This window comes from Oceanobacillus sp. MO10714A (assembly GCF_037072045.1).
Lineage (GTDB): Bacteria > Bacillota > Bacilli > Bacillales > Amphibacillaceae > Oceanobacillus > Oceanobacillus indicireducens.
Genome location: NZ_JAXHDC010000021.1, coordinates 1 through 20,112, shown reverse-complemented (window position 1 = coordinate 20,112; position 20,112 = coordinate 1). Strand labels below are relative to the sequence as shown.

18 protein-coding genes, 2 pseudogenes and 1 riboswitch are annotated in these 20,112 nt (G+C 39.7%); of the genes and pseudogenes, 13 read left to right on the top strand and 7 right to left on the bottom strand.

What is annotated here, in order from left to right; translation table 11 throughout:
- Positions 1-9: 9 nt before the first annotated feature.
- On the top strand, positions 10-1,011 hold the full coding sequence (locus SPD53_RS11635) for a LolA family protein (protein WP_336252669.1): 1,002 nt from the start codon (positions 10-12) through the stop codon (positions 1,009-1,011).
- Between the two features lie 54 nt (positions 1,012-1,065).
- On the opposite strand, the gene SPD53_RS11630 is transcribed toward SPD53_RS11635, so the two are convergent.
- Complete coding sequence (locus SPD53_RS11630; RefSeq protein ID WP_336252668.1) at positions 1,066-1,653, bottom strand: MerR family transcriptional regulator; 588 nt, start codon at positions 1,651-1,653, stop codon at positions 1,066-1,068.
- 164 nt (positions 1,654-1,817) lie between these two features.
- Between SPD53_RS11630 and SPD53_RS11625 the strand changes: the two genes are divergently transcribed.
- From SPD53_RS11625 to SPD53_RS11605, 5 genes and pseudogenes are all read left to right on the top strand, one after another.
- Positions 1,818-2,522, top strand: coding sequence for a phosphatase PAP2 family protein (locus tag SPD53_RS11625; RefSeq protein ID WP_336252667.1), 705 nt, complete (start codon positions 1,818-1,820; stop codon positions 2,520-2,522).
- 546 nt (positions 2,523-3,068) lie between these two features.
- Positions 3,069-3,313, top strand: a pseudogene (locus SPD53_RS11620) (6-phospho-beta-glucosidase); the annotation flags it as partial.
- Between the two features lie 86 nt (positions 3,314-3,399).
- The gene (locus SPD53_RS11615; RefSeq protein ID WP_156856135.1) at positions 3,400-3,666 is read left to right on the top strand and encodes a phosphocarrier protein HPr; all 267 of its coding nucleotides are present in this window, start codon (positions 3,400-3,402) and stop codon (positions 3,664-3,666) included.
- Entirely contained in the window at positions 3,663-5,381 is a 1,719-nt protein-coding gene (gene ptsP / locus SPD53_RS11610; protein WP_156856134.1) for a phosphoenolpyruvate--protein phosphotransferase, read from the top strand. Before SPD53_RS11615 ends, ptsP begins: the two co-directional genes overlap by 4 nt.
- Before the next feature lie 553 nt (positions 5,382-5,934).
- The gene (locus tag SPD53_RS11605; RefSeq protein WP_336252666.1) at positions 5,935-6,645 is read left to right on the top strand and encodes an SDR family oxidoreductase; all 711 of its coding nucleotides are present in this window, start codon (positions 5,935-5,937) and stop codon (positions 6,643-6,645) included.
- Positions 6,646-6,700: 55 nt separating this feature from the next.
- Here SPD53_RS11605 and SPD53_RS11600 read toward each other — a convergent pair whose 3' ends face one another.
- Entirely contained in the window at positions 6,701-7,795 is a 1,095-nt protein-coding gene (locus SPD53_RS11600) for an NAD(P)/FAD-dependent oxidoreductase (protein WP_336252665.1), read from the bottom strand.
- 141 nt (positions 7,796-7,936) lie between these two features.
- Here SPD53_RS11600 and SPD53_RS11595 point away from each other — a divergent pair, with 141 nt between their 5' ends.
- From SPD53_RS11595 to SPD53_RS11580, 4 genes are read left to right on the top strand one after another with little or no spacing between them, the layout of a single operon-like run.
- The gene (locus tag SPD53_RS11595) at positions 7,937-8,779 is read left to right on the top strand and encodes an ABC transporter ATP-binding protein (protein ID WP_336252664.1); all 843 of its coding nucleotides are present in this window, start codon (positions 7,937-7,939) and stop codon (positions 8,777-8,779) included.
- Complete coding sequence (locus SPD53_RS11590) at positions 8,733-9,650, top strand: iron-hydroxamate ABC transporter substrate-binding protein (RefSeq protein WP_336252663.1); 918 nt, start codon at positions 8,733-8,735, stop codon at positions 9,648-9,650. Before SPD53_RS11595 ends, SPD53_RS11590 begins: the two co-directional genes overlap by 47 nt.
- A 4-nt stretch (positions 9,651-9,654) precedes the next feature.
- Positions 9,655-10,650, top strand: a complete 996-nt coding sequence (locus tag SPD53_RS11585; protein ID WP_336252662.1) for a FecCD family ABC transporter permease — start codon at positions 9,655-9,657, stop codon at positions 10,648-10,650.
- Positions 10,647-11,651, top strand: a complete 1,005-nt coding sequence (locus SPD53_RS11580; RefSeq protein WP_336252661.1) for a FecCD family ABC transporter permease — start codon at positions 10,647-10,649, stop codon at positions 11,649-11,651. The genes SPD53_RS11585 and SPD53_RS11580 overlap by 4 nt, the downstream gene beginning before the upstream one ends.
- A gap of 702 nt (positions 11,652-12,353) precedes the next feature.
- Here SPD53_RS11580 and SPD53_RS11575 read toward each other — a convergent pair.
- On the bottom strand, positions 12,354-13,637 hold the full coding sequence (locus SPD53_RS11575; protein ID WP_156857340.1) for an acetylornithine deacetylase: 1,284 nt from the start codon (positions 13,635-13,637) through the stop codon (positions 12,354-12,356).
- 135 nt (positions 13,638-13,772) lie between these two features.
- A riboswitch (TPP riboswitch) is annotated at positions 13,773-13,875 on the bottom strand.
- A 711-nt stretch (positions 13,876-14,586) separates the two neighbouring features.
- Between SPD53_RS11575 and SPD53_RS11570 the strand changes: the two genes are divergently transcribed.
- The 3 genes from SPD53_RS11570 to SPD53_RS11565 are packed head-to-tail and all read left to right on the top strand — an operon-like array spanning position 14,587 to position 16,266.
- A complete protein-coding gene (locus SPD53_RS11570; protein WP_336252660.1) occupies positions 14,587-15,810 on the top strand; it encodes a CynX/NimT family MFS transporter in 1,224 nt (407 codons plus the stop codon).
- Positions 15,811-15,969: a putative holin-like toxin gene (locus SPD53_RS19845; RefSeq protein WP_442946227.1), complete on the top strand. Its 159-nt coding sequence runs from the start codon at positions 15,811-15,813 to the stop codon at positions 15,967-15,969. It begins immediately after the preceding gene.
- Positions 15,970-15,999: 30 nt separating this feature from the next.
- Positions 16,000-16,266, top strand: coding sequence for a hypothetical protein (locus tag SPD53_RS11565; protein ID WP_336252659.1), 267 nt, complete (start codon positions 16,000-16,002; stop codon positions 16,264-16,266).
- Positions 16,267-16,339: 73 nt separating this feature from the next.
- Here SPD53_RS11565 and SPD53_RS11560 read toward each other — a convergent pair whose 3' ends face one another.
- From SPD53_RS11560 to SPD53_RS11545, 4 genes and pseudogenes are all read right to left on the bottom strand, one after another.
- A complete protein-coding gene (locus tag SPD53_RS11560) occupies positions 16,340-16,840 on the bottom strand; it encodes a hypothetical protein (RefSeq protein WP_336252658.1) in 501 nt (166 codons plus the stop codon).
- 318 nt (positions 16,841-17,158) lie between these two features.
- Positions 17,159-17,452, bottom strand: a complete 294-nt coding sequence (locus SPD53_RS11555) for a hypothetical protein (RefSeq protein WP_336252657.1) — start codon at positions 17,450-17,452, stop codon at positions 17,159-17,161.
- 90 nt (positions 17,453-17,542) lie between these two features.
- Positions 17,543-19,259 (bottom strand): annotated as a pseudogene (locus SPD53_RS11550) (GMC family oxidoreductase).
- A gap of 70 nt (positions 19,260-19,329) precedes the next feature.
- The coding region (locus SPD53_RS11545) for a gluconate 2-dehydrogenase subunit 3 family protein (protein WP_336252656.1) at positions 19,330-20,112 on the bottom strand (783 nt) is incomplete at its 5' end.

The following is a 20,112-nucleotide window of genomic DNA, read 5'->3' as shown; positions in this document are numbered from 1 at the left end:
TCCCAAAACATGAAAGTTTCTGCAGAAGAAATCATCCACAATGCGATTGGATCGGATAAGGATATAACAAATTATGCAGGTGTATCGGAAACAAAAATATTTGAAGGAGAAGAATTAATCGAACATTTCACTATGGAAGAGAATGTGGAAGGACAAAAAAGAAAAATCATTTCTAATGACAAATTGCTCGGGAATCAGTCGGAAGTTTTAAACGATGGTGAGAAGATGCTTATGTATGACAAAGAGAATGGAATAGCTCATGAAATGGATTTATCCGAGCTTGGAGGTTTCACAACAACTAGTCCGAGAGAACAATTCACAACCGTGATGGATATAATCCAAGACTCACATACGCATGAGTTAGTTGGTGAAGAAAAAATTCTCGGGTTTGACACGTATCACATTCAAATCGAGGCAAATGAATCCGGTGGTTTAATCGGTGACATGGAGGTATGGATTGATAAAAAAACATGGTTTATCGTAAAACTTATCTCTGAAACAGGAGATAGCCGAACCGAATCAACATATACAGAGCTCGACTTTTCACCGAAATTTACCGAAGATGTGTTTACAATCGATATCCCAGATGACGTTGAAATCGAAACATTGGACGGAGATTTAGGAGAGACAAGCGTCACTTTAGAAGAAGCTAAGGAAGCATTAGGCCAAGATTTCCTTCTGTTTTCTCATGACAATACAGAATTATTAAGTGTGGAGCTGTATGATTTCTCCGGCGGGGAGTTAGACCGGAATGAAATTGTGATGAATTACGGTTCCAAAGAAGGCACACCTCTAGCCTCTCTATCCGTTTTCCCTACTCCAGAGGATATGGAAATTGAAGCACCTAATTTAGAAATTCGCGGAAATCCTGCTGAGTACGAGGAAATTATTAATGGATATACATGGGATGAAGATGGTTTACGCTACTCGCTTCTCGTTGAAGATCCTAGTGTAGATGAAGAAGAAATTTTAAATTGGACTGAGAATATGGTATTAAGCTCTGAAGAATAACCGAATGATAATGACAAGCGGTGCCTGGCATAGTTTAGTGCCAGGCACTTTCCCTTACTTCTTAAACAACCTCGTAAAAATCCACGGCCTCTCTTTCGTACTAACACTTTCCTTTTTCCTTTCTTGCATATCATTCATCGTTTTCATCAAATACTCATCCCGCTTCCGTTCATAGTCCCTTTGTTCTTTTTCCCGTTCATCCACTTGTTCACTTGGAAAACTATGCTGCTGTAATAATAGCTCCTCATACCCGTCCATCCGTTCATGCATTTGGTGCAGCATCGTCAACAACTGCTTATTCTGTTCTGTCAGGTTCTGTAGCTCTTCCATCATTTCCTTGTACATTGGACTTTGATTTACCAAAGCCCCTTCTTTATTCTCTCTTTTCGCTGGAATAAAAAACTCAGTCGAATTATCCAATAGGTGCTTCACCTGTCCATGCTGATGACCTTGTTCCAACAATGAACGGATTCTTCTAATCGTAGCAAACGAACTTTCATGGATGAGATATGCCTTCTTCTCGCCTCTTTTTATATTCAAAAAATCCCTATACTGCCTCGCATATCTTCTAACTGTTTCTGGAGGTATATTCACTTGTTCGGAGACACTTACAACTGGAAACCATTCATTATTTTCATGCATACCGTTCATCCCCCATTCATGTCTTCTCAATTCAATCCGTTACTTATATCAATACAACTTTTCAATCGTTAATTCCTTCTTAATTGTCCATCTTTTCATCGTAAAAATCCGACAAATTATGCATAAAGGTGTAGCAACGATTCATTTGGCAGACACTCTAACAAATGGTATACTACTTTTTTATACTATTAGAAAGTAGGTATAATATGGAATTCTCTACCGGAAAACAAAAAGTTATTATTGTTAGCAGTCTAGTATTATTCTTGCTCCTTGCTATATTCAGAGAGCAACTCATACATATGGATGAAGCCATCTATTCATGGCTGACAGCATACGAATTACCAGGTATCTTTTCAATAATGGAAGGTCTTACGGAAATTGGCTCTGGTGAAATGATTTTAATTATCACTTTCATTATCGCAGCTATTCTTGCGTTCAAGCGGTTATGGGGCTATGCCTTTTTTTCACTTGTCGTGACATTCGGTGGCATTTTCATCAATTTGGCTTTGAAAATGACGATTCAACGAGGCAGGCCTGGAGAATCAAGAGATCTGGAAGTGTTCGGCCACTCACTTGATCTAACTTCCTATAGTTTTCCAAGTGGTCATGCGATGCGCATCGTTCTTTTGGCTCTCATTTTAATTTTTCTAGCTGTTCAGTTCATAAAATCGAAAAAGTTGAAAACAATTACGGTTGTTTTATGCATCGCCCTTCCCTTGCTTGTATGTGTAAGCAGAGTCATAATTGGCATGCATTATTTCACGGATGTCTTAGCAGCCGCATTTATTGCGATTTTTTGGTATCAGGTATGTTATTTGTTCTTCACAGAAAGATTCAGTTCAAAAAAGAAAGTATATCAGCGCTATTAAATCTAGCCTTCCTGTTAGCGGGAAGGTTTTTTTATTTTTTAAAAACCTAAGCTACTTCTAATCGGCGGAATACTACTAGTTCGCGGTATTATTCCTTTCTATTACTCGTATCATTTACGAAAGAAAAATCAGGATGAAATCAACACAACGGAAAACTCTACCACTTGCATTAGTAATCGCAAGCACAATATAATAGAAATAGTTCTAGGATTGTTACTGGTTAGTCAGGCAAAACCTGGGAAAGATACATAAGTAGACTAATTTTATGTCTATTTATGTTCTTTTCCAGGTTTTTTTATGGATAACATAAGGAACATTACCAAACGGCGGCGCCCCCCATCATTATTACGAATTCAGCTGATTATTTGGATATTATCCCAGAAAAACCAAGAAAAGTTGGTTTAGAAGATAGCATATTAACTGTCGCAAAATAGTAGATTTTCCGAGGCGACAGCTAATCATAAATAATATAAAATTAAGGAGAGATAGCATAGCTACATTCAAATCACAATTTCCAATGATAAAGAAGAAAATTCGATGCAAGTGAAATATCAAGGATTGCACCATCAATTCGTGAGCTAGTTCCCTTGCAACGAAAAAGATTCATGAAATTATTCCAGATGGGAAAATGGGTTGTATGCTTGAATGAGCTATTATCCGAACACGCCAAACCCAGAAGACGTACTCAAGGCACAGCAAGAAAACAGCCGCTCTTCCTTGTAGAAAATGGCTTAGGGGCTTATGATAAAGTAGAAGATGATGGTTCCATCCATGATGACTACCGGATCGATTAGCTACCGGTATAAGAAAGTCATAGAAAGCAATGGAGAAGAACTATAAATCATCATTTTAAAAATATAAATTGGAGATGAGATAAATGGTAGAAAAAAAGTTTACAATCATTGATAAAGTAGGATTACACGCACGTCCGGCTTCAGCCTTAGTACAGGTTGCCGGGCAATTCACATCAGACGTTCAGTTAGAGTACAACGGAAAATCTGTTAACTTGAAATCCATTATGGGAGTTATGTCACTCGGAGTTGGTCAAGATGCTGAAATTACGATTCGCACAGAGGGCGATGACGAGCAGGAAGCATTGGACAAATTAGAGGAAACATTGAATAAAGAAGGTTTGGCAGAATGAGTATGCTACATGGTATCGCAGCTTCAAGTGGTATCGTGCTTGCGAAAGCGTATCGGTTAATCGAACCTGATCTCTCCTTTGAAAAAAGACAAGTAGAAGATACGGAAAAGGAAATCGAACGTTTCCAGCGTGCACTCGCTATCTCGAAAGATGAACTTGAAGCAATTCGTGAAAAGGCAAAAGTTGACCTTGGTGAAGATAAAGCTGCCATCTTTGAGGCACATTTACTTGTATTGAGTGACCCAGAACTGATTTCTCCTATCGAGGAAAAGGTGAAAACCGAACAAGTAAATGCCGAACAAGCTCTGAAGGAAACGGCAGATATGTTCATTACAATGTTTGAACAAATGGATAATGACTATATGAAAGAACGCGCTGCAGATATTCGTGATGTAACGAAACGCGTGCTTGCCCATCTACTTGGAGTGCAAATGGTAAATCCAAGCATGATCTCTGAAGAAGTGATCATTGTGGCGGAAGACTTAACACCATCAGATACCGCTCAATTGAACCGTGAATTTGTCAAAGGCTTTATAACAGATATTGGTGGCCGGACTTCCCATTCGGCAATCATGGCCCGCTCCATGGAAATCCCTGCGGTAGTCGGAACAAAAACGGTGACAGAAGAAGTTCAAGATGGCGACTTTCTTATTGTTGACGGGTTAAAAGGTGAAGTACATATTAACCCGACAGACGAAAAAATCGCTTTTTATAAAGAAGAACAAATTCGTTATGAAGAACAAAAGGCAGAATGGGCAAAACTTGTGAATGAGAAGACCGTAACAGCGGACGGCGAACACGTCGAATTAGCTGCCAATATTGGAACACCTGACGACTTGACCGGTGTTAAAAACAATGGCGGAGAAGCTGTCGGACTCTACCGTACCGAATTCCTTTACATGGGACGCGACCAATTGCCAACAGAAGAAGAACAATTTGAAGCATATAAAGCAGTACTAGAAGGTATGGACGGAAAAGCTGTCGTCGTTCGTACGCTTGATATCGGAGGAGATAAGGAACTTCCTTATCTGGACCTACCGAATGAGATGAACCCATTCCTTGGATTCCGTGCGATTCGTCTTTGTTTAGAGGAACAGGATATATTCCGTGTTCAACTACGTGCACTTCTTCGCGCAAGTGTCTATGGTAACTTAAAAATAATGTTCCCAATGATTGCGACCCTAGCGGAATTTCGACGGGCAAAAGCAATTTTAGAACAAGAAAAAGAATTATTAGTTTCAGCAGGTACAGCCGTTTCTGATGATATTGAAGTCGGAATTATGGTGGAGATCCCTTCCACTGCCGTACTTGCAGACCAATTCGCAAAAGAAGTAGATTTCTTCAGTATTGGAACGAATGATTTGATTCAGTACACAATGGCTGCCGACCGCATGAACGAACAGGTCTCTTACCTATACCAGCCGTACAATCCAGCCATTTTACGTCTTGTAAAAATGGTCATTGATGCCTCCCACCGTGAAGGTAAATGGACAGGCATGTGCGGCGAAATGGCCGGCGATGAGCTAGCTATACCACTCCTGCTTGGACTCGGACTAGACGAATTCTCAATGAGTGCAACATCGATCCTACAAGCCAGGTCACAGATTCGTGGATTGAGTAAGCAGGATATGGTGGAACTTGCTGAGAAGGCTCTAGAAATGGGAACCGCGGAAGAAGTTGTTGCAGAAGTGAAGAGAGTAACGGAAGCGAAGTAAATGTAATGAGCAGCATCTTTAGGCGGTTAATTCCGCTTCAAGATGCTGCTTTTTCCTACGATTTGTCGTTTTTTTGACCCTGTCATCGCAAAAAACTCCACTACGTTATCTGCGGAATATTTTTCATTATATTATTCATATTGAACGATATGCAACTAATTGTTGGAGATGTAATCGTCTGTTCATCCTAGTAAACATCGACAAGTTAATAGCGTTTATTTTTCAATATATATTGCTCAAGTACTTCAATAACTAGCGGTGTACCATTTTTTAAATCATTATATCATTTACCAGCATGAAATTAAACAAATGCAAGAACATTAGTTCTCATCATGTAAACATACACAAAGATAATCAGCTTGCTGAAATGCCTATACTTTAGATCTAGCAAAATCATCGAAGTATGCATACTCCTTGAGTATTAACAACAAATGCTTAATAATTAGTGCAAATGCTTTATTTTTGCTATCCATTTGAGAATAACTTCAATCGCCTTCATATCAAAGAGATAAAAGAGCGAGATGGTAGCGACAACTAGGAGGAGGAGATTATCTTGAACAAATTACAAGGGAAAACAGCAATCGTTACAGGGGCCAGTGCTGGAATTGGTGCTGCTATTGCTAAGGAATTAGCAATAGAGGGGGCGAATATCGTCCTCGCCGCCCGCCGAATGGATAAGTTGAACGAAGTAAAGAATGAAATTACGGAAATAACAAATAGAAAAGTGAAAGTCATTGCTGTCCAGGCGGATGTATCCGTTAAGAATGACGTTAATCAACTCGTGGAACAGGCACAAACGGAGCTAGGAAATGTGGACATTCTTGTCAATAATGCTGGGCAAATGCTATCAGCCACCGTCCAATCTGGACAGGTGGAGGAATGGGAAAAAATGATCGATGTGAATGTGAAGGGTACCCTTTATAGCATTGATGCTGTCTTACCTTCCATGCTATCCCGTTCTACTGGCCATATCATTAACATTGCTTCTGTTTCTGGCCTTGAAGTAACAAAGACAAGTACCGTCTATAGTGCTACAAAACATGCTGTTCGGGTTATCTCTCAAGGGTTAGAAAAGGAACTCGCCAAAACAGGTGTAAGGATAACCAATATTTCACCAGGTATGGTTGATACGAGCTTAAGCAGTGATAACAACTGGAATGGCCGTAAAAAGCTTGAGCCAACTGATATCGCAAAGGCTGTCGTCTATGCTGTTACCCAGCCTAGTTATGTGAATGTTAACGAGATTACGGTGCGACCGGTGTAAAATAGAGGGGCCTATGAAGGTCCCTCTTTTGATTGATTTTTAGTGTAGATGCTTTTTACTTACAATGCCTACCACCCACAGTCTCTTTGCAACAGGCCTCCTCCCTCATCATCTCCTCCACTAATTCCTGATTCCTCTGCCTGAAAAGATCATTATGCGACGATACCATCGCATATTCCTCGGCCTGCGGTTGAATATATTGCTTCGCCCGGTTCACGGCATTCGCAGCATCTTGGAAACAACCGGCAATCAAATTTAGTTTACCATCGAAAGCTACAATATCCCCCGCCCCATATAAACCAGGAACGGATGATTCACAATGTGTATTACCAGCAATGAAAAAATCATCCTTCATTTGAATATTCAAATCGCTCTCTTGTAGTAAACTCGCATCCTGTTCATAGCCGTGATTAATGATCACATCGTCAACAGTAACTTCAATTTTCTCCCCTGTCAATCGATCCGTCAGTTCCACAGATTTGATTTTTTCATGGTTTTCACAAGCGACTAATTTCGTAATCGTCGTTTGCGAAAGCTGCGTCACAGAGCTGTTCCGTAACTGGGTCACTTGTGCTTCATGACCAGTCGGTTCACTCTTTCGGTAGGTCATATATATTTTTTTCGCGATTGGTTCGAGTTCATTCGCCCAGTCAATCGCCGCATTGCCACCTCCTGAAATAAGCACAGTTTTACCTTGGAATCGCTTAAGTGACGTAACTGCGTAATGAATATTCGCGGCTTCAAATTGTTCCGCTCCTTCAATCTCCAGTCTTTTCGGATTTAGAATTCCTGCCCCAACCGCAACAATTACTGTCTTTGAATAATGCATGTCTCCTAAAGCGGATCGCAATACAAAAATTCCTTCTTCATTACGAGAAATCGCTTCTATTTTCTCATTCAACACTACGGCTGGTTCAAAAATCAACGCTTGGTCGACTAACTGTTCCATCAGCTTTTCTCCTGGAACGGGCGGCACTCCACCGACATCCCAAATCATTTTTTCCGGATAGACATGGATCTTTCCGCCAAGACGCGGCTGATATTCAATCAGCTTCGTCTTCATTTCCCGTAAACCGCTATAGAAAGTGGAATAGAGCCCGGCCGGACCTCCACCAATAATCGTTACATCAAACAGTTCCTCTTGTTTCATCGTCATCCACTCCAACCCCACATTATTTTAATCTTGAATAGACATTGACACATTGAAAATTTAATTATATATTAACATATATAATTGAAATTGATAATCATTATCAGTGAATATCACTAATTTAGGATGGAGGTAATACAAATGACCCGCCTTTCCGGTGAAGATTTATATATTGGCTATGGGGATCAATCAATCGTTAAAAATCTCAGTTTAACCATTCCAGATAAGAAAATTACAACGATCATCGGATCCAACGGTTGTGGAAAATCTACTTTATTGAAGGCTATTACACGGATTATCCCTCACCAAGGAGGCTCCGTCCTGTTAGATGGGAAAGATATTGCAAAAGAAAATACGAAAACGCTCGCGAAAAAAATGGCAATACTTCCTCAAACTCCTGAAAGTGCCGACGGGTTAACAGTTGGAGAATTAGTATCCTACGGGAGATTCCCTTATCAGACCGGTTTCGGACGTTTAACGAGAAAGGATTTGGAAGTCATCGATTGGGCACTTGAAGTTACAGGTATAGCGGACTTTAAATACCGGCCCATCAGCTCCCTTTCCGGCGGTCAGCGCCAACGAGTTTGGATTGCAATGACACTCGCACAAGAAACGGAAATTATCTTTCTGGACGAGCCAACAACTTATTTAGATATGGCGCACCAGCTCGATGTTTTAGAGTTATTACAGAAACTAAACGAAGAACATAACCGGACGATTATTATGGTGTTGCATGACTTAAATCAAGCCGCTCGATTCGCCGATTATATCATTGCATTAAAGAATGGAGAGATCGTGAAAGCCGGGGCTTGTGAAGAAATTATAAATTCGGAAGTGCTCCGGGAAGTTTTTCAAATCGATGCCGTCATCGGACGGGATCCGCGCACGAATAAACCTATGTGTATGACGTACAACCTACTGAAAGGGGAAAAACAATATGAAGAAACGAATCATCCCATTTTTGCTGCTGCTCATTCTCATTAACGCATGCAGCAATTCCAATACAACGAAAGAAACAAGTGACGCACCAGAAGGCGAAGGGGAAACAATTACATACGAATCGGAGACAGGCCCGATTGAGGTTCCCGCCAATCCCGAACGGGTCGTCATCCTCTCTGGCTATACAGGGAATGTCATCCATTTAGGGGTGAACGTTGTCGGTGTAGATGTTTGGTCTAAAGACAATCCGACCTTTGAAGAAGAATTGAAAGATGTAGCAGAAGTTTCAGAGGATGATCTGGAAGGGATCTTGGAATTAGAACCAGACCTAATTATTGCGCTATCAACGGTGAACAATCTCGATAAATTAGAAGAAATTGCACCAACTGTAACCTATACATGGGGAAAAGTAGATTATTTAACCCAACATATCGAAATTGGCAAACTTCTTGGGAAAGAGGAAGAAGCGACAGAATGGGTTGAAGACTTTAAACAGCGCGCGGAGCAAATCGGGGAAGACGTCCGTGCCAAGATTGGTGAAGATGCAACCGTATCGGTTATGGAAGCCTATGGCAAAGATCTTTATGTTTACGGTGAGGACTTTGCCCGTGGAACAGAAATCTTATATGATTCAATGAAACTTAAAATGCCTGAAAAAGTAAAAGAACATGCATCCGAATCAGGTTATTATACATTATCGGCAGAAGTGCTCCCGGAATTTGCAGGGGATTATATCGTGCTAAGTAAATATTCCGAGGCAGACACCGCCTTCCAGGAAACGGACACCTACAGGAACATACCGGCTGTGAAAAATGGTAATGTGATTGATATGCAAGGGGAAGGTGCATCATTCAGCGACCCGGTTACATTGGAGAAGCAGCTCACACTCTTTGAAGAAGGATTTCTAGGAAAGTAAAATTATGAAGGAAAAAGCTTTAGCATTCAAATTTATTCTAGCCATTCCCATCTTTATCTGCATGTTTCTTCTTGCAATGAGCTTTGGTGCAGCAGAAATTTCAGTTCAAGATGTGTGGCTCGCGCTCACAACATCCAATAAGAATGACGCAATTTCCATTATCCGTGATATTCGCTTACCCCGGGAAATTGCCGCAATTGCTGTTGGAGCAGCGCTTGCTGTATCTGGTGCGATCATGCAAGGTTTAACCAGGAATCCGCTTGCCGATCCTGGACTCCTCGGTTTAACGGCCGGTGCGAATACGGCTTTAGCAATTACGATTGCCCTCCTTCCTACAGCCAACTACTTTCTAACGATGGTTGCCTGTTTTATCGGAGCGGCAATCGGTGCCGGATTAGTATTTGGCATTAGTTCCATGAAAAAAGGCGGGTTCTCTCCCTTTCACATTGTACTTGCCGGAGCTGCCGTCTCCGCATTTCTAGTTGCCATTGCTGAGGGAATTGGAATTTATTTTAAAATATCAAAAGACATTTCCATGTGGACAGCAGGCGGAATGATCGGCACGAATTGGAAGCAACTGCAAATTATCATGCCCTTTATCCTTATCGGGATTGTGCTGGCCATCTTCCTTTCCAAGCAGCTGACGATTCTCAGTTTAAATGAAGAAGTAGCGATAGGCCTTGGACAAAATATTTTCAAAGTTAAAATCCTGCTCTTTATCGCCATTATTATCCTTGCAGGCGCATCCGTTGCCCTGGTTGGGAATATGACGTTTATTGGACTGATGATCCCGCATATCGTCCGAGCAATCGTTGGGACGGATTATCGGTTTATTTTACCAATGGCTGCGATTGCAGGGGCTACGTTCATGCTGTTCGCTGATACGGTTGGGCGTACGTTGAATGCACCATTTGAAACGCCTGTTGTCGCTATCATCTCTGTGATCGGCTTACCATTTTTCCTCCTCATCGTTCGTAAAGGAGGAAAAGCATTCGTATGATACATCCGGCATTAATTAATAAACAGCGCATCATTTTAGTTATTTCACTATTACTTATTATAACGACGGTTATAATAAGCATGGGCATCGGTTCATCCAGCTTAACCTTTGACCGACTCATTCAGACGCTTCTCGGATCTGGCAGTAGAAATGAGGAATTCATCTTATATTCGATTCGCTTGCCACGGATATTGATTACCCTTCTAGCTGGGATGGCACTCGCTCTGTCTGGATCAATCCTGCAAGGAATTACGAGAAATGATTTGGCTGATCCTGGTATTATCGGAATTAATTCCGGTGCGGGAGTCGCCATTGCCGTTTTCTTTTTATTTTTTCCGATTGAAGCTGGACGCTTTGTTTATATGATTCCAGTTGTTGGATTTCTCGGCGCAGTTATCACTGGTTTCCTTATTTATCTATTTGCTTATAGTAAAAAAAGTGGCTTGCAGCCTGTAAATCTCGTGCTCATCGGAATCGGATTTTCTGCGGCACTGTCAGGTGCGATGATTGTGATTATTTCCTCTGCCGAGCGGGAGAAAGTAGATTTTATCGCCAAATGGATCGCAGGGAATATCTGGGGAACCGACTGGCCATTTATTGTGGCTCTCCTTCCCTGGCTTGTCGTTTTGATTCCATTTACTTTATATAAAGCGAACCGGTTGAACCTGCTTGGGTTAAGTGAACCTGTTGCAGTTGGTGTTGGGGTTTCCATTGAGAGAGAACGCGTCACGCTACTTTTAACAGCTGTTGCATTAGCAGCTGCTGCCGTTTCTGTCACAGGGGGGATCAGCTTTATCGGACTGATTGCACCACATCTTGCGAAATCCCTAGTCGGACCGAGGAATCAATTGTTTATCCCGGTTGCGATTTTACTTGGTGGCTGGTTGCTGTTGGTTGCGGATACAGTTGGAAGAAATTTGATTGATACAACGATTCCGGCTGGAATTATGGTTGCTTTGATTGGTGCGCCATATTTTGTTTATTTGTTGGTGAGGGATTGAGGATGAAACGATTAAAATAAAAAATGGCTGCAAATGGATAACGATTTGCAGTCATTTCATCTTCAATTATTCCACACCAGGATGATTCCCGGAAAAACCCAAACAGTATGATGAAGATATAAACTCCAATGATTATAATGAGGAACATATAAGAGATAACGAACCGATCCGATTTTTATCGATTTCAGTTAGAAGACTTAGAGAAAGAAACATCCGTAATTAGAAGGATTGCACCTGTTGCACAACCTCCTTATAAATCTTTACTTTTGGAAAAAACTGACTTCTATATTATCTATATGTCTGACTAAATAGCAAAACAGCATCGGATTTTAACTACCAATGCTGTTTTAATTATTTATATTTGGAACTATGAACGAGTCTAGCATAGATGACTAGATACTCACACTTCAAAAAGATTTAACATAGTAGTCCGTAATAATGGGAAATGCAAGAAGTGCACGAACGAAATTGTCACAATCCCAGATCAGTTAATATACTCTCCATTTTTTCACTTCTGCAAAAATATGAAATTCACCCATTAGATATTTCAATTCGCTTTTAGAACCTTATATGAGACTGTTTCACGAATTTAGAGCTGTTTTATCTAATAGAACCCTGCTATAAGACAGATTCAAATCCTTTAAGTCTCATAATTCATAACTGCTGAGCATACCACTTTTTCATTGATGGACATCGTTCCTTTTACGATTTTGTTTTCCTTTGATTCGTCCACTCATAGATAAATTGAATCATTGTTTTCGTAAATTGAAGAAGTTGTTGAATAGAAACCTCCTCATTGACCGCATGTGCATGCCTGAACTCACCCGGTCCATAAATCGCTGCCGGTATCCCCATATGCCCAAACCATCCTCCATCGGTAACAGAAGGGGAAACATCGATGACCACCTTACTATCGTGTACCATTTCATGAGACGCGGCTAGCGCATGAACCGCAGTATAATTCTTATCGACTTCTAATGATGGGAAGATTTCCCCGCGTTCTTCAATCATCGAAGTTCCACCCCATTCAAAAGTAGGCGGATGATGGCACAACCAAGGATCTGCTTTGGCAATGCGAAGAATATAGTCTTCTATTTCTTTACTCACTTGTTCATGCGTCTCATTCGGATAATAATGCACCGTGATCCATAAACGACACTCATCAGCAATAAATGCCGCATGGCGTCCCCCTTCAATTACAGCAGGATTAATCGTATTCGTTCCCGCCGGATATCCTTCATACTGTTTCGTTACAGCCCAATAGCGCTCCAGCTCTTGTAAGCCTTCTATAACTTTCATCATCTTTTCAATTGCACTCGCTTCAGGCAGACCACCGCCAGCATGTATCATGTTCCTTCTCATCGCATCATGAAACGTACGCGGATTTTTTACCGTAATCCACCCAGTTATTACACCGCCTTGACCTTGGATATGTAAATCACTCGTATCTACTACAAGCGCAAAGTCTGCATTATACCCTCGCTCGCAACATTGCAACGTACCCGCCTCACCAACTTCTTCACCTATAACAGATTGGAAAATCAGATCTCCTGGCAATTCGATATCCGCTTCATTCAATAGTTTCGTTGCGAATAATGCACTAGCAAGCCCGCCCTTCATATCAGCGGCTCCTCGACCAATAATCCGATCTTCTTCGATAATCGGCTCGAATGGATTCGTTTTCCACACTTCATCTTCACGAGCCTCAGCTACATCAATATGACCATTGATGATGAGACTATTATGTGTAGTAGATTTTATTCCCTTTTTCACACCAACAACATTCGGGTCATTTGGATACACGTCCCACATGTCGATTTCAAAGCCCATTCGATGTAAATAATCAGCGATAAAATTCTGTGCATCTTTCGTATTCCGAGCAGGAGGCGCAGATGTATTATATTCAATGAGCTTTGATAATAAATCAATTAATTCCATTTTTCTTGCGTCGACTTGCTTTAATAAGTGTTCAACCGTTATATCCATTAGATAACTCCCTCTCTAATTTATTTTAATAGACAACTAGTCATTCACCTCCCTAAACAAAAAAACCACTCCTAGAAAATAGAAGTGGTTAGAATAAGACACAAATTAGTTACATGAAAAAACATGTTCTTCAATCTGTTCTATTCACCGCTTCCTTACGCTAGTTCAAACTAGATCAAGTTCAAGGGTTGAGGATTACCTCTCTCAGTTTTTCAGTAAAACACCCCTAGTGGTGATTAAATATGGATTTTTCAGACATTAAGTTTAGTATGTCATATTGATTGTTAAACTGCAACCTCTGTTTGATGTACTCTCTTCTATTTTGATTTCTTATGATAAAACGAAATGTATGCAGGACTATTTAGCTCATTTTTTATCATAATTAATTATCATTAATTAAAAATAAAATTTCAGTTATACTAAAAAAAAGATTCGACGGTAAGTAAGAAAAACCCTCTAATACAGGCATATTCAAGTGTCTTATTAGGGGGTTTTATTTAGATTACATATATAGCGTCATCATGTTGAAATTACTCTTCAAAAAAAGAAAACAGCTTAAAGTGTATGTCAGCAACATTATATTTGCATCTATAAACAAACATGTCTATTTTAGTTATAAAAGTATCCCCTTGTCCGGTTTTTGGTTTTACTTAACTAGCATTGAGCTACCATAATGACTCGCGGGCAAACGATCAGATATGGTACCTCAAATTCAAAAACTAATGATGAAAGCGCTAATCGGAGCTACATTAGCAAATCTTCTGAACGGCGCCATTGTTGCAATGCTTATTTTCTAATAAATCTATACTTGAATACCAATAAGAATATTATTTAGTATCAATTTTCTAATTAAAGGATGTTTGCTTCAAGCGAATAACAACGATTGATGTATGTTTGTTTGAATGATATCCTTTTTAATATTGGAATATAGATTGAAAGAAGGTCTTTCATGAAGAATACAGATCATACTATCAATAAAGGTCCTTTTAATTTACAGAACCTTATTTTAACAATTGGAATTATATTCGTAGCTTTTAACTTACGACCCGCTATTACGTCAGTCGGTCCTTTAATTCGTTTAATCAGAGATGACGTCAATATTTCCAATGGAACGGCAGGGTTATTGACGAGCTTACCCCTGATTACATTTGCCATTGTATCACCAATTGTCCCAAAGTTATCTAGAAAATTAACAAACGAAATTGCATTAATCATTGGTTTACTTTTAATCATTATCGGTATTCTAATTCGCTCTTTCGCAATTCTTACCCCGTTATTGCTAGGAACACTTATTATTGGTTCGGGTATTGCAATATGTAATGTCTTATTACCAAGTATAATTAAGGATAATTTTCCGTTAAAGGTAGCACTCATGACAGGTGTTTACTCAACAGCTATGAATATATTTGCAGCCTCTGCTTCGGGGTTAAGTTATCCATTTACAAAAATGTTAAATGGAAATTGGCAATTATCTCTGCAAATCTGGATGATACCTGCAATCCTAGCTATCCTTATTTGGATATATATAACAAGAAAAAATAAAGTAAACAATGAAGGAAAACAGATACAACTAGAAAGTAATAATTCGGCTAATAATCGAATGTGGAGTTCCGCCTTAGCATGGCAGGTTGCAACCCTTCTAGGCTTACAATCATTCTTATTTTATGTGACGATATCTTGGTTACCTGAAATGTTGATTTCAAATGGAGTAAGTTTAACGACAGCTGGTTGGCTTCTATCTTTCGCACAGATTATTGGGCTTCCCGCTAGCTTTTTAGTACCGACCTTTGCCGGTAAAGTGAGATCCCAAAGCCTTATTGCTGTATCGATGGGATTATCAGCTTTCTTTGGTTATAGTGGACTTCTACTAGGCAGCTCGATGCCTATATTGATTATAAGTATTACATTAATTGGCATCACGTTAAATGGCGGGTTCGCATTAGCTTTAACTCTACTAGGCTTACGTGCAAAAAACTCTGAACAAGCCTCAGAGTTATCGGGTATGGCCCAGTCGATTGGATATTTATTAGCTGCTGCAGGTCCTTTTGCGATAGGTATAGTATTTGATTTGACAACGAGTTGGACGGTGCCGTTAATTGTATTAATTCTAATATCTACATTAATAATGATCTTTGGCTTTCTAGCCGGGAGAGATAAATACGTATTAAATTAAATATGCAACTTTTGCACTGAGGCAACATTCCAAGCTTTGACGTTCATGATTTCTTTTTCCACAATGATCATTGCGTTAATCGCAGTCGTTGCCTCTATTTTTCTTTGTATATTAGATAGCGTCGCTCCCTGTTATGAGAATGCTTATCCTTTAAGATAAGCACCCCATCAGTGAAAAATCTATTTGACGTTGTTAGTAGTGCTTGTAAATTTATTCGGGATAAAATATGCAATTGAAGCAGAAAGAAAAGCAATAAATATCGCTGGTAGTACAGAACTATCACTACCTACAATAAAAGTTTCTTGGGATAGAAACGTACCCATATTCCGAGCCACTTCCATATCTGGCGTATATGTAAATGTAATAAATATTCCAGATACAACTTGGAGTAATGTAAATGCTACAATAAAACTGATGGAAAAAATAATATACTTTTTCACTATTAACCCTCCATAATATTATTCTTATAATTACATACGTATCCCGAGGTAAAAGGTTTCATTATGTAATAGCAATTTCCCCTCTGAACCTAAAATAAAAAATATAGAATAAAAAACAATAAAAGTGTCCATATAAAGGAAATATGTATAGATCTTTGGCTCAGTTGAGAAGCTCTTTGTCTTTTGTGTTCAAATGAAAAAATAAACAGGAAAATTATAAAAAGGAAATATACAAGAAACATATATAATAAGGAACGCCATTGTTCCGCCCAAATCATAATAGGTCCAATAGTTCCACCCACTATAAACAGGATAACTGATAAAATACCAACAATTGCAGAGATTTTTGGCATGTTTGTCCAAATAGGGTGATTAAGTAAACTTTTATCTTTTTTAGCCTCAAATAAAAAGATAAAGTAAATAAAAGTTACAACCAATGCAACAATGAAAAAACTACTGTATGAAGAGATTACAGTAGTCCACTCTCCAGATGTTGATTGAACAGTACTACCTTCACTTGTATATTCTAACAACCACATAGACACTACAATAAATAAAATCATTATTATCTGATATAAAGACCACTTCACACTTTCTTCCTCCTTCCTAATTTATACATATTATACAACAATCACAACGTCCAATAACAAATTAAACGTATAAAAATAAGCACTAGCGTTGCATTAAAACCATTTCTTAAAGTCAATCATCTTGATTAGCTACCCAACCCCAATTGAGTGAATATCCTGTCATATATTCTTTCTATAAAATGAAAAAAGAACAATGAGGGTTTAAAGGTAGCCCTTCATTCATGGCCCGGAACCTCAACTCCAGAGAAGATGCGCATGCCTGGCACACCAAAAAAATGACTGCAAATTGTTATTCATTTGCAGTCATTTTATCTTCTGTTATTCTGCGCCACGGTTTTTGTCGAATTCCTTGTTACTGCCTTTTTGAAGTTCCATATCTGATTCTGAACCTTCATCATTGTTTTTAGTTGGTTCTTCATCCCTTATATAGTCCTCATTAAAATCATCCGTGTCCGTATCTTCATCATACTGTTTAGGTTGTTCTCCGGAATCGTCCTGTTCAATATTATTATTGTCGTTATCCTTATTCTCGCTATCTCCCGTATTACAACCAGCTAGAAAACTTAAAGAAAGAAATATCGTCATGAGTAGGAGTTTCCACTTTTTCCTCACCTGCTGCAGCCTCCTTTTAAAAAATTGCTGTTCTTTTTACTGTACCCTAAGACTGTAATTCTATTCTAAAAGGGGCCAACGCTCCATGGTTTATACAAGCGAGCCGCCATCTTTAAGGTACTTTGCAATTCCTTCCGAAGCTCGGTAAGACAAGGCACCTATCGTACCAGTTGGGTTGAAGCAGCTATTATGCGGGAAAGCACTAGCACCGATAACAAACACGTTATTTGCATCCCACATTTGCATGTAATTGTTTACAGCGGACGTCTCCGGATCACTCCCCATAATGACACCGCCAGTGTTATGTGTGTTTGTATCAACATTTACATTAAAGGGTGCCTGCTCATCGACTGTATCAATATAGTCAGCTCCCATTTTCTCACCAATTTCACGCGTGACTTTAGCCATGTATTTGACTAGTTCTCTATCTTGTTCCGTGTAATCGTACGTCATGCGTAATAATGGCTTACCGTAAACATCTTTGTACGTAGGGTCAAGGTCAAGATAGTTTTGGGTGTGTGGTAAGCTTGCACCTTGAGATTTAACTTGTAAAACACTGTTGGCATATTTAACCGTTTGCTGTTTAAATTCTGACCCCCATGAAGGTGTTCCGACCGGTACTCTGTTCGTTGCAATTGGACGATCTCCATATTGGGTTGTACGAATACCTGCACCATGCAAGAAATTTAAATCAGAATGGTCAAAGTTATCACCAGCAAACTCCGGAATTTCAATTCCCAACGCACCAGCACCAGCATAAAGGTTCCACTCTTTATCCTCATAGAAAAGCGTGGAATAACCGGAACTTACTTGGTAGCAATAGTTCTTCCCAATAACTCCTCTTCCTGTATCCGGATCATACGGTGTTCCGAGGTTAGAGTTTAGTAACAATCTTACATTATTAAATACATAACTTGTCACAACGACAACTTCAGCAGGCTGTTCATATTCCTCGCCTGTTAGTGTGTTTACGTATTTAACACCGCTTGCCTTTTCACCATCATTTAAAATTTCTATAACATTGGAGTAGGTACGAAGATCTAAATTACCTGTATTTTGAGCAACTGGAATCGTCGTAACAATCGGATCCGCCTTCGCACCATATTCACAGCCAAAGTTCTCACAATAAGCACAATACTGACACGCAGCACGTGAAATACCATCCGGGTTTTCATAATTCTCCGATAGATTGGCAGAAGGTATCATATACGGACTATAGCCAAGATCTTTCGTTGCTTTTTCAAATTCTTCTAAAACGGCTGTTTTTAACATTGGACCTGTTGGATACGGATTGCTTCGTGGTCCATAAAGATCAACGGTTTCACCGGAAATTCCCGCCATCTTCTCGAAAGTATCATAATAGGGCTCCAATTCGTCGTATGTAATGCCCCAGTCTTGGAGTGGTATTTCAGGTTTAATTTTTTCTGCACCATAGCGTTCTTCAGTCATTGATTTAATTTCAAAGTCATACGGGAGAAAGCGATAAGTTTGTCCGTTCCAATGCGTTCCAGCACCTCCGACCCCCTGTCCCAACAACAAAAGTTCCATACTGCCGCATAGGTAGTGCGCGCATATCCCGGTTATTACGCGATGTAATTGTTTCTTTTGATAAATCTTGCATTAGTTCCGCTCGATGTTGGAAACGGAGCTCATCATGAACCATTGCGAAATCACTTAATTTCCTATCCTTCCCTCGCTCTAAGCCGACCACTTCAATGCCAGCCTTTGTTAATTCTGCAGCAATAATACTGCCTGCCCAGCCCATTCCAACCACAGCAACTGGTACTTTAGGTAACTTCTCCACCACACCTATCAATCCTTTCCTTTTAAGTCATCTTTATTAGATAGGAAGACACTTCCAGATTAAGATTGTATATCTAGTGTCCATTTCCCATATAACTAGTTAAGCTCTCTGGGCTAAGCTCGACAAACTCTTTACTCTGAAGTTCATTGACATAGCTCATTCGTGTACCAGGGTATTTTCTCATTGCCCAGCCTTCCATTCTGTTATTTCCACCATACATCGGATCTGCATAAATGCCTTCGATAGTCAATGTTCGAAGTAAATTAAAAAACTCAGATGAAGGTACACCTGATAAATCATTTGCTTCCCCCTGCTCAAATGCGATTAATACCTCATCTTGCTGACTAGGTTCTAAATCAACGAACTTCTGAGAAAACTCTTTGTTGCTGTGATTATCCAGTTCTTTTAAACCTGAACGGAATAAGTCTTTTCGGAAAAGCTTGATCTGTTCTCCTTGCGTTTCCTCCGGTTCATACCATGGACCCAATCGATAATCACTGCCGTTGATCCCCCATTGACTGGCAAGCTGATGATCAATATAGATTGCTGCATTTAAATCTTTTGCGCCTGGTCCTAAGTCATCCGCTGGGAAGATACGTTCACAAGCGGCTACTGTAGTCTGATACTCATCTGGATAGAAAAACATCAATGCAATATTTGGATTTTCCTCGGGTGCTGCTGGTGCCACATCGGTTTCTGTATTTTTATTACTACCAAGTAAACCCCCGATTGTACCACCAACAACAAGGCCTCCAACGGCTATGCCTGAGTTTCTTAAAAATGTACGCCTCGAACGGTCTGTACCTTGTTTTTCACCTGTATTATTTTTCTTTTTGTCGTCTGACATAGAAATAAC

Excerpts from the sequence above, each read along its gene's own strand:
- SPD53_RS11635 (WP_336252669.1), top strand. The coding sequence starts at position 10 with ATGAAAGTTTCTGCAGAAGAAATCATCCACAATGCGATTGGATCGGAT.
- SPD53_RS11630 (WP_336252668.1), bottom strand. The coding sequence starts at position 1,653 with ATGCATGAAAATAATGAATGGTTTCCAGTTGTAAGTGTCTCCGAACAA.
- SPD53_RS11625 (WP_336252667.1), top strand. The coding sequence starts at position 1,818 with ATGGTATACTACTTTTTTATACTATTAGAAAGTAGGTATAATATGGAA.
- SPD53_RS11615 (WP_156856135.1), top strand. The coding sequence starts at position 3,400 with ATGGTAGAAAAAAAGTTTACAATCATTGATAAAGTAGGATTACACGCA.
- ptsP (WP_156856134.1), top strand. The coding sequence starts at position 3,663 with ATGAGTATGCTACATGGTATCGCAGCTTCAAGTGGTATCGTGCTTGCG.
- SPD53_RS11600 (WP_336252665.1), bottom strand. The coding sequence starts at position 7,795 with ATGAAACAAGAGGAACTGTTTGATGTAACGATTATTGGTGGAGGTCCG.
- SPD53_RS11595 (WP_336252664.1), top strand. The coding sequence starts at position 7,937 with ATGACCCGCCTTTCCGGTGAAGATTTATATATTGGCTATGGGGATCAA.
- SPD53_RS11590 (WP_336252663.1), top strand. The coding sequence starts at position 8,733 with ATGAAGAAACGAATCATCCCATTTTTGCTGCTGCTCATTCTCATTAAC.
- SPD53_RS11585 (WP_336252662.1), top strand. The coding sequence starts at position 9,655 with ATGAAGGAAAAAGCTTTAGCATTCAAATTTATTCTAGCCATTCCCATC.
- SPD53_RS11580 (WP_336252661.1), top strand. The coding sequence starts at position 10,647 with ATGATACATCCGGCATTAATTAATAAACAGCGCATCATTTTAGTTATT.
- SPD53_RS11575 (WP_156857340.1), bottom strand. The coding sequence starts at position 13,637 with ATGGATATAACGGTTGAACACTTATTAAAGCAAGTCGACGCAAGAAAA.
- SPD53_RS11570 (WP_336252660.1), top strand. The coding sequence starts at position 14,587 with ATGAAGAATACAGATCATACTATCAATAAAGGTCCTTTTAATTTACAG.